Source organism: Microbacterium hominis (assembly GCF_013282805.1).
Lineage (GTDB): Bacteria > Actinomycetota > Actinomycetes > Actinomycetales > Microbacteriaceae > Microbacterium > Microbacterium hominis_B.
Map to the genome: position 1 here is coordinate 743,306 of NZ_CP054038.1, position 12,584 is coordinate 755,889.

Here is a 12,584-nt window from a genome sequence, read left to right on the forward strand (position 1 = left end):
TCTGTCCGCCGCCGTCGTCCTCGCCGGCGGCGCCCTGCTGTCCGCCCCCGCCGCCTCCGCAGCGCCCCGCCGCCGGCGCGCATGGCCGCCATCGGAGATTCGATCACCCAGGCATCCATGACCTGCTCGCTGCTGCTGATGTGCCCCGCGGGCAGCTGGGCCACGGGCACGTCATCGACGGTGCAGTCCCATGCGGTGCGGCTGCGTGCCACCGCCCCGGTCACCGCGTACAACAACGCCGTTCCGGGCGCGGTCGCCGCAGAGCTGCCCGCGCAGGCGACGCGGGCCGCTTCGCAGGGCGCGCAGTACGTCACCATGCAGATCGGCGCGAACGACGCCTGCGCCGACACGGTCGCGCTCATGACGCCCACCGCCGATTTCGCGGCGAGTGTGCAGACGACCCTCGCGACCCTCGCGGCGAGCCCCGCGCAGCCGGAGATCTTCGTCGCCAGCATCCCGAATCTCAAGCGGCTGTGGGAGCTGAACAAGTCCAGCTTCTCGGCCCGGCTCGCGTGGGCGGCGTTCCGTCAGTGCGATTCGATGCTGCTGCGCCCGACGAGCACCGCCGCCGCCGACGTGATCCGCCGCGACGCGGTGCAGACCCGGGTCGACGAGTACAACGCCGCGCTCGCCGCAGCGTGCGCGGCCACGGCGAAGTGCCGCTGGGACGGCTACGCCGTCGCGAACTACGCCTTCACGCGCAGCGACGTCTCCACCCGCGACTACTTCCACCCCTCGACGACGGGCCAGCGGTCGCTGGCGGCCGTCACGTGGGCCGCGTCGCAGTGGGTCGGGTGACTCGCCGTCGCTGAGACCGCCGGTGGCGGGGTCGGTCCCAGCCGCCCGCCCACCGGTGCTCGTCTCGCGGGCGGTGCAGGCCCGTCTAGGGTGGGAGGGTGACCAAGAACACCCTCTGGACCGTCCTGGCTGTCATTGCGGCCATCGCCATCGCCTGGGTGCTCGTGAACCTGCTGTTCTCGGTGCTCTGGTTCGTCGTGAAGCTGGCGATCATCGCCGGCGTCGCCGTGGTCGTGTACCTCTTCCTGCGCGGCGCCTTCTCGAAGTCGAAGAGCTGAACCCCTACAGGTCGTACTCTGCGCGCACGCGCGCGTACAGCTGCGCGCTGCACGCGGCCACCGCGTCGAGCCAGCTCATGTGCGCGTCGTCCTGCGCGCGATCCGACACCGACTTGAGCACCCGCAGCGGCACGCCGAACTGCTCGGCGACCCACGCGTACGCGTAGGTCTCCATGTCGACGAGCACGGCCCCGAGGGGCGGATGCTGCGCGCGGCCTCCGCATCGTCGACGAAGTGGTCGCCGGTGGCGATCGTGACGCCGTCGGCTGTCCCGGGACCGATGCGCACCCGCGCGGGGAGCGAGACGTGCTGCCCGACGATGCCGTCGATGTCGGTGACGTCGTGCTGGATCGCCGCTTCGACCTCGAACACCTCGTAGGGCAGCGACGGGTCGATCGCTCCGGCGGTGCCCACCACCAGGATCTCCTCATAGGGCTGCGCATCCAGCGCGCGGGTGAGGGCGTACGCGGCCTGGAGCTTTCCAGGCCCGGTGATCAGCCGATCGAAGCCGGGCAGCTCCGCGGGGAAGGCGGCGAGTTCGGACTCGAGGGCGGCGACGAGCAGTCTCATCGTTCCATTCTCCCCGTCCGCCGGCGCTTATGCAGTGTGTGGAGTGGGGCGCCGCGGTTCGTGGGGCGCTGGCTGCGGCTTTCGCGCTCGTGATCCCGTCGGGAGCGACCCTTGAAGGTGGGGGCGTCGCGGCACGCAGGGTTCGTGGGGCGCTGGCTGCGGCTTTCGCGCTCGTGATCCCGTCGGGAGCGACCCTTGAAGGTGGGGGCGTGCGGCACGCAGGGTTCGTGGGGCGCTGGCTGCGGCATCCACGTGACTGAACCCGTCCGGAGCGACCCACGAACGCCGAGGCGCCGCGGCGCATGTGGTTCGTGGGGCGCTGGCTGTGGCATCCACGTGACTGAACCCGTCCGGAGCGACCCACGAACGCCGAGGCGCCGCGGTGCGCGTGGTTCGTGGGGCGCTGGCTGGGGCATCCATGTGACTGAACCCGCTGGAAGCGACCCACGAACGCGGGCGAGCACCATCCGAGGGGTTCACGCGCCGCGCTGCGCGGCATCCGCACCGATCGGCGGCACCACGAGCCGCTCGCGGTCGCGCACCCAGCGCGCTCCGTCGGCGCGATGCTCGGCGCGGGTGGCGAAGCGGTACCGGTACGACACCGCACGCACGAAGCGCGGCCGGCCGCCGTCGAACGGGTCGTGCCCCAGCAGTCGCAGAGTGGCGGGGTCGGCGTCGAGCAGGCGCACGAGGAACGTCGTGAACCACTCGTCGAGCGAACGCCCGAGCGGCAGGAACCACATCAGCCAGTCCAGCCGCAGATGGTACGGCGCGAACGGGCGCGGCACGCGCCGCAGGTCGCCGGGCTTGCCCTTGAACCCGTACTCCTCCCAGTGCGCCCGGTCGGGGTCGGCATCCATGGTCCCCTCCACCACGATCTCGATGCGCTGCTTCGTGACCGAGCCGAACGCGCCGTAGGCGTTGGCGAGCTGCCACCGGTTGAAAGACGCGTTCATGAGCTGCCGCCGCGCCACGAGGTTCTGCACGGGGGCGACGCTCAGCCACAGGTACAGCGCGCCGACCGCGCACGTCACGACGAGCCACGCGATCGGCACCCCGTCGATCGTGCCGGGGAGAGGGGATGCCGCGCCCGCGGCCCCGGGGCCGGCATCCCCTCCGCGCAGTGCGGTGGCAGGAACCCCGATCGCCGAGAAGGCCAGCACGATCGTCGCCCAGTTCAGCCACGCGAAGTTCCCGGTGAGCACGAGCCAGAGCTGCGTCGCGATGACGACGGCCGCCGCGCCCGCGCCGACCAGGGCGGGGATCGGGCCGGGCACCACCAGCCCCAGCAGCGGAGCGAAAAGGAACCACGGCACCACCAGTTGGGCGACGTGGTTCCCGACCACCTCGCCGCGATGGAACCAGCGCGGCAGCAGGTGCGCCTGGCGGCTGAGCGGTCCCGGCATCGGCTGCGTCTCGTGGTGGTACATGAGGGCGGTGAGATCGCGCCACTCGCGTCCGCCGCGGATCTTGATCATGCCCGCGCCGAACTCGAGCCGGAACACGAGCCACCAGAACAGCACGATCACGACGACCGTCGGCGGCTGGTCGTTCGAGCCGAGGAACGCGGCGAGGAACCCGGCCTCCAGCAGCAGCATCTCCCAGCCGAATCCGTAGAAGGTCTGGCCGATCGAGACGATCGACATATACCCCAGCCACAGCGCGAGGAAGCATAGCATCGGCACCCAGGGCGGACCGAGCTGGGGGATGCCGGCCACCAGCGTCGCCGCCATGACCAGCCCCGCAAGGCACAGCGCGACCAGACGGGCATCGGTGTAGCGGAGGTAGCGGAACATCGTCGGCCGCAGCCGGTACCGCGCCCGCCGCGAGGCGTGGGCGGACGCGCGCGCGGTGGCGCGCGCCCAGCCGAGCAGCTCGGGGGCGGGCAGCAGGCCGCGCTCGCCGAGCAGGGGGCGGAACTGGTTCAGGGTCGACACGAACGCGATGGCGTACAGCGCCGCGATGCCCCGTTGGAGCACCTCGCGCGCGAGACCGAAGTCGACCGCCGCGAAGCCGTCCATGCCGGTCACGGTACGCCCGGCGCGCGACCGGCGACAGGCCCCGCCCGCGTCCCGCGTCGATACAGGCTGTCGCAGGCGTCGGTACGGGCTGCTCCGCCGTCACGAGCTGCGGGTGCGGGCGCCGATGGTGACAGCGGAGCGGGGGAGGCTGCGGGTGCGGGCGCCGATGGTGACAGCGGAGCGGGGGAGGCTGCGGGTGCGGGCGGCGATGATGACAGCGGAGCGGGGGAGGCCGCGGGTGCGGGCGGCGTCACCCGGCGAAGAGGTCGTCGAGCGTGGCCTCGACGCCGACCGTGTCGGCGATGGCCTGGCGGGCGGCGTACCAGCCCGGCATCCCCGTCACCCCGGGCCCGGGAGGCGTGGCCGCCGAGGCGAGGTACACCCCGCGCAGCGGCGTGCGCCAGGGGGTGCGCGAGAGCACGGGGCGCCGCACCGCCTGCACGAGGCTGAACGCGCCGCCGAGGATGTCGCCGCCGATGTCGGCCGGGTTGAACGCCTCGCGCTCGGCGGCGGTCATGGCCCGCGAGGCCAGCACCCGCTCGCGGAACCCGGGTGCGAAGCGCTCGACCTGACGCAACACCGGCTCGGTGGGGTCCAGCGTCGATCCCGCCGGCACGTGGATGTACGCCCACAGCACCTGCGCATCGCCCGGCGCCCGGGTGCCGTCGAGCATCGACGGCTGCACGGCGAGCACGTACGGCGCATCGGCCACCCGACCGCGCGCGACGGCGTTCTCGCTCGCCTCGACCTCGGCGCGCGTGCCGCCCAGGTGCACGGTCGGCGCCCGCGCCACGTCGGGATGCGCCCACGGCACCGGGCCGGAGAGGGCGAAGTCGACCTTCGCCGCCGCGGGGCCGTACCGGTAGGCGCGGATCGCGCGGGCGTACGCGGCCGGGAGGGCGGGGTGGGTGAGCAGCAGCCGCGGCGAGGTGTCGAGCACGAGCACGTCGCCGCGGGCCGGATCCCCCCACGCGAAGCCGTCGAGGCTGTCGATGCGCCGATCCGTCTCGATCTCGCCGCCGTGCGCGACGAGGTCGGCGATCAGCGCGTCGGCGATGCGCTGCGCGCCGCCGCGGGGAAGGCCCAGCCCTCGCCGACGTGGCCGTGCGCGAGCAGGAACAGCCCCGATGCCGCGCCGCCCAGCGAGGGGAGCGGAGTGTTGCCGTGGGCGAGCACGCCGGTCACCAGAGCGTCGCCCTCCTCGGTCGCGAAGGTGCGTCGTCCGAGCGAGGAGCCGAGTTCCAGCATCCGCGCTCCGAAGCGGGCCATGACGAGGGGATGCCGCGGCAGGCGCAGCAGCTGCGCGCCGCTGAACTCGACGATCTCCTCGAGGTGGCGGGCCATGGGCCGCACGACCGCGCGCCAGGCCGCGGCATCCCGACCCAGCCCGTCGGCCGTGCGCTCGAGGTCGCGCCACGCGATGGCGGCGCGCCCGCCGTCGAGCGGCTGCGCGTAGGAGGCCTCCGGCACTGCCCAGTCGATGCGCTCCCGCAGCCCGAACGCGCGGAAGAAGGCCGAGGTGAGCGCGGCCGGGTGCACGGCCGAGCCGACGTCGTGGTGGAAGCCCGGGATCGTGAGCTCCGCCGTGCGCACGCCGCCGCCGGGGGTGGATGCCGCCTCCTGCACGCGCACGCGGTACCCGGCGCGCGCGAGCGAGACGGCGGCGGACAGCCCGTTCGGGCCGCTGCCGACGACGGTGGCGCGGGGAGCCATGCGCCCATCCTCGCACCGTGGGACGCGGCGGTGGGCGCCGACGACCTGGTGAGCGCGTCAGGCTTTGCGCGGCGGCGCGACTTGGGCAGGATGGGAGGGCGGCGAGGCGCCGCGCAGAGAGGTGGGGGTCATGAAATCGGTTCTGCTCGACACGCCCGCAGGCATCACGGCGCGACTGGGGTGGGACCCCAAGCTCTCCGAGCATGATCGCAAGCGCATGCTCGCGCGGGAGATCCTCGCCGCGCATCTGAAGGTCGAGGAGCGGGCCGTGCGCGTGGAACGCGAGGCGCCGACCCACTTCGGCTTCCACACCCAGCTCATCGCCGAGGTCAACGGCCAGGAGGTGCCGCTGGCGATCCGCAACGCGAGCTTCCGCGCCGCCACGATCGTGGCCGTCGCCGATCCGGCCGTGCCGATCGGCCTCGACATCCGCGACGGGCGCCCCGACACCGTCGAGGTGCACACGATGAAGCGGCACTCGCATCTGCTCGACGAGGACGACCTGCCCAAGCTCATCGCCCACTGGACGCGCGTGCAGGCGGTGCGCGACGCGGACGGGCGCGGCACGCGCGTGGCGGCCGACCACGTGCGCCTGGACTCTCCGCAGACCAAGGGCTGGATCCCCGACCGCAAGGTCTTCTACCAGCTCGCCGACCTGTCCCGCGACGGGTTCATCATCACGATGGCGTACGGAGCGCTGCCGGCCTGACGCGCGACGCAGCGGCATCCATCCCGATCCGGGCGATGACTCACGACGTTTCGGCGCGTGTCATCCCGCTGAAACGCCGCGCGCCGTACGCTGGAGCATGGCGTACAGCCCGGTTGCCGGACCTTTCGGAACCGTCGTCGCGATCGTCGGCGATGGTGCCCCCGACGTGGTCGCCGAGCTCAGCGGCGCGCCGGGCATCGAGGCGCTGACCCTCACCGACGACGATCCGGCGCTGGGCGCTCGCCGGATCCGCGCGTCGCTGTCGACCTGGGTCGTGCACGACGCCGATCCTCTCGTGCATGTCGCCTCAGCCTGGGTGGAGCTGTTCGAGGAGCGCTCGACGCTCGGTGCGCTCGAAGCCGAGGTCGACAGTGCGCTGGCGCGGTTCGGCGCGGGCGAGGCGGTCATGCCCGACTACTACGTCGTGCTCGATCCCGGCTCCGCCGAGCACACCTGGCGGCACTGGTGGTGCGGCGCACTCGGCCATCGCGCGCCGCGGCGGGTCATCCCGGTGGATGTGCCCGAGGCGGGGCGGGATGCCGCGGTGCGGCGCGCGCTCACGGGGCTGCCCACCTCCCGACCGTGGCCGGAGCCGCGATCGTGGCTGCCGGGTCTCGCGTTCGAGATCCCCGACCGCGTCGGGGTGCGCGACACCGGGCGATGACGCCCGCGCCCCTCGTCAGTCGACGAGGTCGGGCAGGGCCGCCTTCAGCTCGTCCAGCCAGACCCGCGCGTTGCCGTCGGAGGGCGCGCGCCAGTCGCCGCGCGGTGAGAGGGAGCCCGCGGGCGAGACCTTCGGCCCGTTCGGGATCGCCGAGCGCTTGAACTGCGCGAACGCGAAGTAGCGCTTCAGGAACACCTGCAGCCACTTCGTCACGGTCGCCAGGTCGTAGTCGAAGCGATCGTCGTCGGGGAAGCCGGGGGGCCAGGCCCCGGCATCCCGATCCCGCCAGGCATGCTCGGCGAGGAAGGCGATCTTCGAGGGCCGCAGGCCGTAGCGCAGCACGTGGAAGAGCGTGAAGTCGTGGAGGGCGTACGGGCCGATGCGGTCCTCGGTGGACTGCATCTTGCCGTCCTGCCCGGCCGGCACGAGCTCGGGGGAGATCTCGGTGTCGAGCACCGACTGCAGCACGGCCTTCGCGGCATCCGACAGATCGGTCGAGCCGTCGCCGTCGTGGGCGATCACCCAGCGGATGAGGTGCTGGATGAGGGTCTTGGGCACGCCGCTGTTGACGGCGTAATGGCTCATCTGGTCGCCGACGCCGTAGGTCGACCAGCCGAGGGCCATCTCGGACAGGTCGGAGGTGCCGATCACGATGCCGCCGTGGTGGTTCGCGAGGCGGAACAGGAAGTCGGTGCGGATGCCGGCCTGGACGTTCTCGAACGTGATGTCGTGCACGGGCTCGCCGTCGGCGAACGGATGGTCGATGCCTTCGAGGATCTCCAGGGCTGCGGGGCGGATGTCGATCGTCTCGATCGACGCGCCGATCGCCTCGGCCAGTGCGATGGCGTTCGACTTGGTGTGGTCGCTGGTGGCGAATCCGGGCATCGTGAACGCGCGGATGTGGCTGCGCGGCATCCCCATGCGGTCCATCGCGCGCGCGACGACCAGCAGCGCGTGGGTCGAGTCGAGCCCGCCGCTGACCCCGATCACGGGCTTCGGGCGCCCGATCGCCTCGAGGCGCTGCACGAGGCCCGAGACCTGGATGTTGAACGCCTCGTAGCAGTCCTGCGACAGGCGCGCGGGGTCGTCGGGGACGAAGGGGAAGCGGTCGAGCGTGCGCCGGAGGCCGACATCGCGCGCGGGCGGCTCCAGGTACAGGTCGACCGTGACGAACGCTCCCGCGCCGGCGGAGGCGCGGTTGTCGTCGAAGGTGCCCTGCCGGATGCGGTCCTGACGGAGCCGGTCGAGGTCGACGTCGGCGACCGACCGTCGCGGCCCGTCCGGGAAGCGCTCGGTCTCGGCCAGCAGCAGGCCGCCCTCGTAGATCATGGTCTGGCCGTCCCACGACACGTCGTTCGTGGATTCGCCCGCCCCCGCCGCGGCGTACGCGTAGGCGGCGAGGCAGCGCAGCGACTGCGACTGGCACAGAGTCTTCCGGTCGTCGGCACGCGCGATCGTGATGGGGCTGCCCGACAGGTTCACCAGCACCGTCGCGCCCGCCAGCGCGGCCAGCGACGACGGCGGCACCGGCACCCACACGTCTTCGCACACCTCTGCGTGGAGCACGAGGCCCGGGACGTCGCGCACGTCGAAGAGCAGGTTCGTGCCGAACACGGCCTCGTACTCGCCGATGCGGATCGGCTCGCCGGCCCACTCCTCGCCCGGTGCGTACCAGCGGCGCTCGTAGAACTCGCGGTAGGTGGGCAGGTGGGCCTTCGGCGCGACGCCGACGACCTCTCCCCGGTGGATCACGACAGCGCAGTTGTAGAGCCGGTTCCGGTGGCGCAGCGGGGCTCCCACCACGAGCACCGGGAGCAGATCGGCGGAGGCCTCGGCGATCCGCGCGATCGCCGCCGTGACGGCATCCAGCACCGCGTCCTGCATCACGAGGTCGTCGATCGCGTACCCGGTGAGGCACAGCTCCGGGAACACCGCCACCGCGACCGCGTCGTCGTGGCACCCGCGTGCCGCCTCGATCACCGCGTCGGCGTTCGCGGCCGGGTCGGCGATCGAGACCGGGATCGTGCACGCGGCGATCCGCGCGAATCCGTGCCGGTAGACGCTCTCGAACGGGAGGCTCATGGTGCTCAGTCTGTCAGGTGCGCGACGGGCCGGTGGATGCCGTGCCCGGCGTTGTCGGGGGCGCGGGCTATCGTCGGGAGGAGAAGGGGAGGCATGCGGTACGTACCCGAGGATGGCCGGATCGTCTGGAGCGCCAGCGACCTGAAGGCCGCGGCGGAATGCGAGTTCGCCTGGCTGCGCGCGATCGATGCCCGACTGGGCCGGGTCGACGCCGTCGACGACCCCGAAGACCTCACGCTCGAGCGTGCCGGGCGCCTGGGCACCGCGCACGAGCTGCGGGTGCTCGCGGAGTACGTCGCCGAGTTCGGCGACCGTGTTGTGGAGATCCCGGAGACGCGGTCGTCCGATGCGCGGGCGCTGGCGTCGGCGGTCGAGCTCACGAACCGCGCGCTCGCCTCCGACGCGCAGGTCGTCTATCAGGCGGCGTTCTCGACGCGCGAGTTCGTGGGCTTCGCGGACTTCCTCGTGCGCGACGACGCCGGGCGCTGGCTCGTGCAGGACACCAAGCTCGCCCGGCGCGCCCGGGTGACCGCGCTGATGCAGCTGGCGGCGTACGTCGATCAGCTCGACCGGCTCGGGGTCGGCCGGTCCGACCGGGTGGAGCTGCTCCTGGGCGACGGCTCCGTCAGCAGCCACGAGGTGGCCGACATCATGCCCGTGTTCCGGCTGCGCCGCGAGCGCCTCGGCGCGCTGATCGCCGATCGCCGCCTCGAACTCGGGGCCGCAGGCGACGCGATCGCGTGGGGCGATGCCCGCGGCGACCTCGACGTGTTCGCGTGCGGTCGCTGCGCCACGTGCGACGCCGAGGTCGTGGCATCCCGCGATCTGCTGCTGGTGGCCGGAATGCGCCCGAGCCAGCGCCAGAGGCTGCGCGATGCCGGCATCCGCACGATCGAGCAGCTCTCGTCGACGGCGGCGGGGCCGGCCGGCATGAACCCCGACACGTTCTCGCTGCTGCGGGTGCAGGCGCGGCTGCAGCTGGAGAGCCCGGCGGGCACGCCCGCGCTGTTCCCGGCGCCGGCGCCGGAGCCTGTCGCGGTCGGCGGGGTCGCGGTCGATTCTGCGGCGGGCGCGGCGGTCGCGGTGGCGCCCGCTCCCGCGCCCCCGGTGCCGATCTATCGGGTCGTCGCGCCGAAGGCGCTCGGCGCGCTTCCGCGGCCCGATCACGGCGACATGTTCTTCGACTTCGAGGGCGACCCCCTCCACTCCGAGCGGGTGAGCGGCGACCGCACCGAGTGGGGCATCGACTACCTCTTCGGCTGGGTCGACGATCGCGAGCAGTACTCGGCGCTGTGGGCCCACACCTTCGCCGACGAGAAGGCGGCGCTGGAGCGGTTCCTCGAGGTGGTGGCGCTGCGGCGCGCCCAGCACCCCGGGATGCACATCTACCACTACGCGCCCTATGAGCCCACGCACCTGCTGGCGATGGCGGCGCGCCACGGTGTGGGGGAGGCCGAGGTCGACCGGCTGCTCGCCGACGGCGTGTTCGTCGACCTGTATCCGATCGTGCGGCGTGCGGTGCGGGTCGGCTCTCGCTCGTACTCGATCAAGAAGCTCGAGCCGCTGTACATGGGCGACGAGGTGCGCACCAGCGACGTGCAGAAGGGCGACGACTCGATCGTGCGCTACGTCGAGGCGCGCGCCCTCGTCGACGACGGCGAGTCGGCGGCCGGCCAGGCGATCCTCGACGACCTCGCCGACTACAACCGGTACGACTGCGTTTCCACGCTGCGCCTGCGGGACTGGCTGGTCGACCGTGCGCGCGAGGCGGGCCTGCGCCCGGTGCCGAACCCGACCCCGGAGGAGTCGGCGTACGAGCCCTCGCCGCGCGCGACCGCGCTGCAGCGCAGCGCCGAGCGCCTCGACCCGGATTCGGCCGAGGCTCAGGCGATGCGCCTGGCCGCGGCGGCGATCGACTACTACCCGCGCGAGGCGAAGTCGTTCTGGGCGACCCACTTCCTGCGCGTGCGCGAGCCGCTCTCGCTGTGGGAGGAGACGCGCGATGTCGTCGCCGTCGACCCCGTGCGCTCGCGCGTCGTGACCGATTGGCAGCATCCCGAGTCCGGACGCGGCGGCCTGCGGCGCGTCGTCGAGATCCGCGGAGAGCTCGCCCCCGGCACCCGGCTCAGCGAGGGGGCGAACCCGTTCGCCCTGTACGAGCTGCCCGCGCCCTTCCCGTACGACGCTGACCCGCGGTGGATCCATGCGTACCGCTCGGTGACCGTCGTCGAGGTGCTCGACGACGGGGCGGTGATCGAGGAGACGGCGGTCGACGGCTTCACGTGGGCGGAGCTGCCCCTCGCGCTCACTCCGGCCGCTCCGCCGCGCGCCGGCAATCAGCAGTCGGCGATCGACGCGTGGGCCGACCGTGTGATCGCCGCGGCCCCCGATCTGCCGGCGGATCCGGCATCCGACGTCCTGCTGCGCCGGCCGCCGCGCATGGTCGGCGGCGGCGCGCTGCCGGAGCCGACCGGCGATGACGTCGACACCATCGTCCGCGCCGTGCGCGATCTCGAACGGAGCTATCTCGCGGTGCAGGGGCCTCCCGGAACCGGCAAGACGTACGTCGGCTCGCACGTGATCGCCCGACTGGTCTCCGAGCACGGGTTCAGGGTCGGAGTCGTGGCGCAGTCGCACGCTGTCGTGGAGCAGATGCTCGACCGTGTCGTCGACGCCGGGGTGGAGCCTCAGCGCGTGGCGAAGGCGCTCAAGGCGGGCACGTCGCCCGGCGCCGTGACCTTCACCGCGATCCCGAAGAACGGCGTCGCGGCCTTCGCCGCCGAGCACCCCGAGGGGTATGTCATCGGCGGCACGGCGTGGGACTTCAGCCACGAAGCGCGCGTGCCGCGCGGCAGCCTCGACCTGCTCGTGATCGACGAGGCGGGGCAGTTCTCGCTCGCCTCGACCATCGCCGTGTCCCTGGCCGCCCCGCGTCTGCTGCTGCTGGGCGACCCGCAGCAGCTTCCCCAGGTGAGCCAGGGCACGCACCCGGAGCCTGTCGACACCTCGGCGCTCGGCTGGGTGATGCACGACGCCGATGTGATCCCGCGCGAGCGCGGGTACTTCCTCGCCCGCACGCGGCGCATGCACCCGGACGTCGCCGCTGTCGTCTCGACGCTCTCCTATCGCGGCGAGCTGGCGGCGCACCCGTCCACCGCGCTGCGGAGCATCGAGGGCGTCGCCCCCGGGGTGCACCCCGTGCCCGTGCGCCACCGCGGCAATGCGACGTGCTCCGCAGAGGAGGCCGCCGCGGTCGTGCGGATCGTCGACGACCTCCTCGGCCGCGCGTGGACCGACGCGACCACCGACGACGTCGACGCCGGCATCCCTGCGCCCCCGCGCCCGCTCGAGGAACGCGACCTCATCGTGGTCACGCCCTACAACGCCCAGCAGGTCGACGTCGAGCGCGCGCTCGACGACGCCGGCCACGGGGCGATCCGCGTCGGCACCGTCGACAAGTTCCAGGGGCAGGAGGCGGCGGTCGCGATCGTCTCGCTGGCGGCCTCGTCGGGACGTGACGCGCCGCGCGGCCTCGAGTTCCTGCTCCTGCGCAACCGCCTCAACGTCGCGGTGTCGCGTGCGAAGCACACGGCGTACGTCGTGTATTCGCCCGGGCTCCTCGACGACCTGCCCTACACACCCGAAGGCGTCGGCCGGCTCAGCGCATTCGCCCGGCTCGTCGGGCGCTCCTGAGCGGGGGCGGGAGCGCGCGGCGCCGGAGCGCGCGGCGCCGGAGTGCGTAGACTCGC

Annotated in this window: 11 protein-coding genes; 6 read left to right on the forward strand and 5 right to left on the reverse strand. The window is 72.9% G+C overall.

Annotated elements, in window-relative coordinates:
- Window positions 1–81 precede the first annotated feature (81 nt).
- Both HQM25_RS03175 and HQM25_RS03180 read left to right on the forward strand, forming a co-directional pair.
- Window positions 82–798, forward strand: coding sequence for a GDSL-type esterase/lipase family protein (locus HQM25_RS03175; RefSeq protein WP_172988929.1), 717 nt, complete (start codon window positions 82–84; stop codon window positions 796–798).
- 98 nt (window positions 799–896) lie between these two features.
- Window positions 897–1,076 carry a hypothetical protein gene (locus HQM25_RS03180; RefSeq protein WP_172988930.1) on the forward strand — a complete coding sequence of 60 codons (180 nt, stop codon included), beginning with the start codon at window positions 897–899 and terminating at the stop codon, window positions 1,074–1,076.
- Between the two features lie 4 nt (window positions 1,077–1,080).
- Here HQM25_RS03180 and HQM25_RS17735 read toward each other — a convergent pair whose 3' ends face one another.
- Complete coding sequence (locus HQM25_RS17735) at window positions 1,081–1,251, reverse strand: hypothetical protein (protein WP_254359751.1); 171 nt, start codon at window positions 1,249–1,251, stop codon at window positions 1,081–1,083.
- A gap of 131 nt (window positions 1,252–1,382) precedes the next feature.
- Between HQM25_RS17735 and HQM25_RS17740 the strand changes: the two genes are divergently transcribed.
- Window positions 1,383–1,739 (forward strand): hypothetical protein, encoded by a 357-nt coding sequence (locus HQM25_RS17740; protein ID WP_254359529.1) that lies wholly within the window; start codon window positions 1,383–1,385, stop codon window positions 1,737–1,739.
- A 383-nt stretch (window positions 1,740–2,122) separates the two neighbouring features.
- Here HQM25_RS17740 and HQM25_RS03190 read toward each other — a convergent pair whose 3' ends face one another.
- The 3 genes from HQM25_RS03190 to HQM25_RS18025 all read right to left on the reverse strand — a co-directional run bounded on the left by HQM25_RS03190 (window position 2,123) and on the right by HQM25_RS18025 (window position 5,380).
- A complete protein-coding gene (locus HQM25_RS03190; protein ID WP_172988931.1) occupies window positions 2,123–3,667 on the reverse strand; it encodes a lipase maturation factor family protein in 1,545 nt (514 codons plus the stop codon).
- Window positions 3,668–3,917: 250 nt separating this feature from the next.
- Entirely contained in the window at window positions 3,918–4,607 is a 690-nt protein-coding gene (locus HQM25_RS18020) for a phytoene desaturase family protein (RefSeq protein WP_367948294.1), read from the reverse strand.
- A 101-nt stretch (window positions 4,608–4,708) separates the two neighbouring features.
- Window positions 4,709–5,380 (reverse strand): phytoene desaturase family protein, encoded by a 672-nt coding sequence (locus HQM25_RS18025; RefSeq protein ID WP_367948295.1) that lies wholly within the window; start codon window positions 5,378–5,380, stop codon window positions 4,709–4,711.
- Between the two features lie 130 nt (window positions 5,381–5,510).
- Here HQM25_RS18025 and HQM25_RS03200 point away from each other — a divergent pair, with 130 nt between their 5' ends.
- Window positions 5,511–6,089, forward strand: a complete 579-nt coding sequence (locus HQM25_RS03200; protein ID WP_172988932.1) for a hypothetical protein — start codon at window positions 5,511–5,513, stop codon at window positions 6,087–6,089.
- Between the two features lie 97 nt (window positions 6,090–6,186).
- Entirely contained in the window at window positions 6,187–6,753 is a 567-nt protein-coding gene (locus HQM25_RS03205; RefSeq protein WP_172988933.1) for a hypothetical protein, read from the forward strand.
- Between the two features lie 15 nt (window positions 6,754–6,768).
- On the opposite strand, the gene HQM25_RS03210 is transcribed toward HQM25_RS03205, so the two are convergent.
- Window positions 6,769–8,835 carry an NAD(+) synthase gene (locus tag HQM25_RS03210; protein ID WP_172988934.1) on the reverse strand — a complete coding sequence of 689 codons (2,067 nt, stop codon included), beginning with the start codon at window positions 8,833–8,835 and terminating at the stop codon, window positions 6,769–6,771.
- A gap of 93 nt (window positions 8,836–8,928) precedes the next feature.
- On the opposite strand from HQM25_RS03210, the gene HQM25_RS03215 reads away from it, so the two are divergent.
- Entirely contained in the window at window positions 8,929–12,528 is a 3,600-nt protein-coding gene (locus tag HQM25_RS03215; RefSeq protein ID WP_172988935.1) for a TM0106 family RecB-like putative nuclease, read from the forward strand.
- Window positions 12,529–12,584 lie beyond the last annotated feature (56 nt).

What these genes read in the sequence shown, in the direction of transcription:
- HQM25_RS03175 (WP_172988929.1), top strand. Translation starts at nt 82, where the DNA reads ATGGCCGCCATCGGAGATTCGATCACCCAGGCATCCATGACCTGCTCG.
- HQM25_RS17735 (WP_254359751.1), bottom strand. Translation starts at nt 1,251, where the DNA reads ATGGAGACCTACGCGTACGCGTGGGTCGCCGAGCAGTTCGGCGTGCCG.
- HQM25_RS03190 (WP_172988931.1), bottom strand. Translation starts at nt 3,667, where the DNA reads ATGGACGGCTTCGCGGCGGTCGACTTCGGTCTCGCGCGCGAGGTGCTC.
- HQM25_RS18025 (WP_367948295.1), bottom strand. Translation starts at nt 5,380, where the DNA reads ATGGCTCCCCGCGCCACCGTCGTCGGCAGCGGCCCGAACGGGCTGTCC.
- HQM25_RS03200 (WP_172988932.1), top strand. Translation starts at nt 5,511, where the DNA reads ATGAAATCGGTTCTGCTCGACACGCCCGCAGGCATCACGGCGCGACTG.
- HQM25_RS03205 (WP_172988933.1), top strand. Translation starts at nt 6,187, where the DNA reads ATGGCGTACAGCCCGGTTGCCGGACCTTTCGGAACCGTCGTCGCGATC.
- HQM25_RS03210 (WP_172988934.1), bottom strand. Translation starts at nt 8,835, where the DNA reads ATGAGCCTCCCGTTCGAGAGCGTCTACCGGCACGGATTCGCGCGGATC.
- HQM25_RS03215 (WP_172988935.1), top strand. Translation starts at nt 8,929, where the DNA reads ATGCGGTACGTACCCGAGGATGGCCGGATCGTCTGGAGCGCCAGCGAC.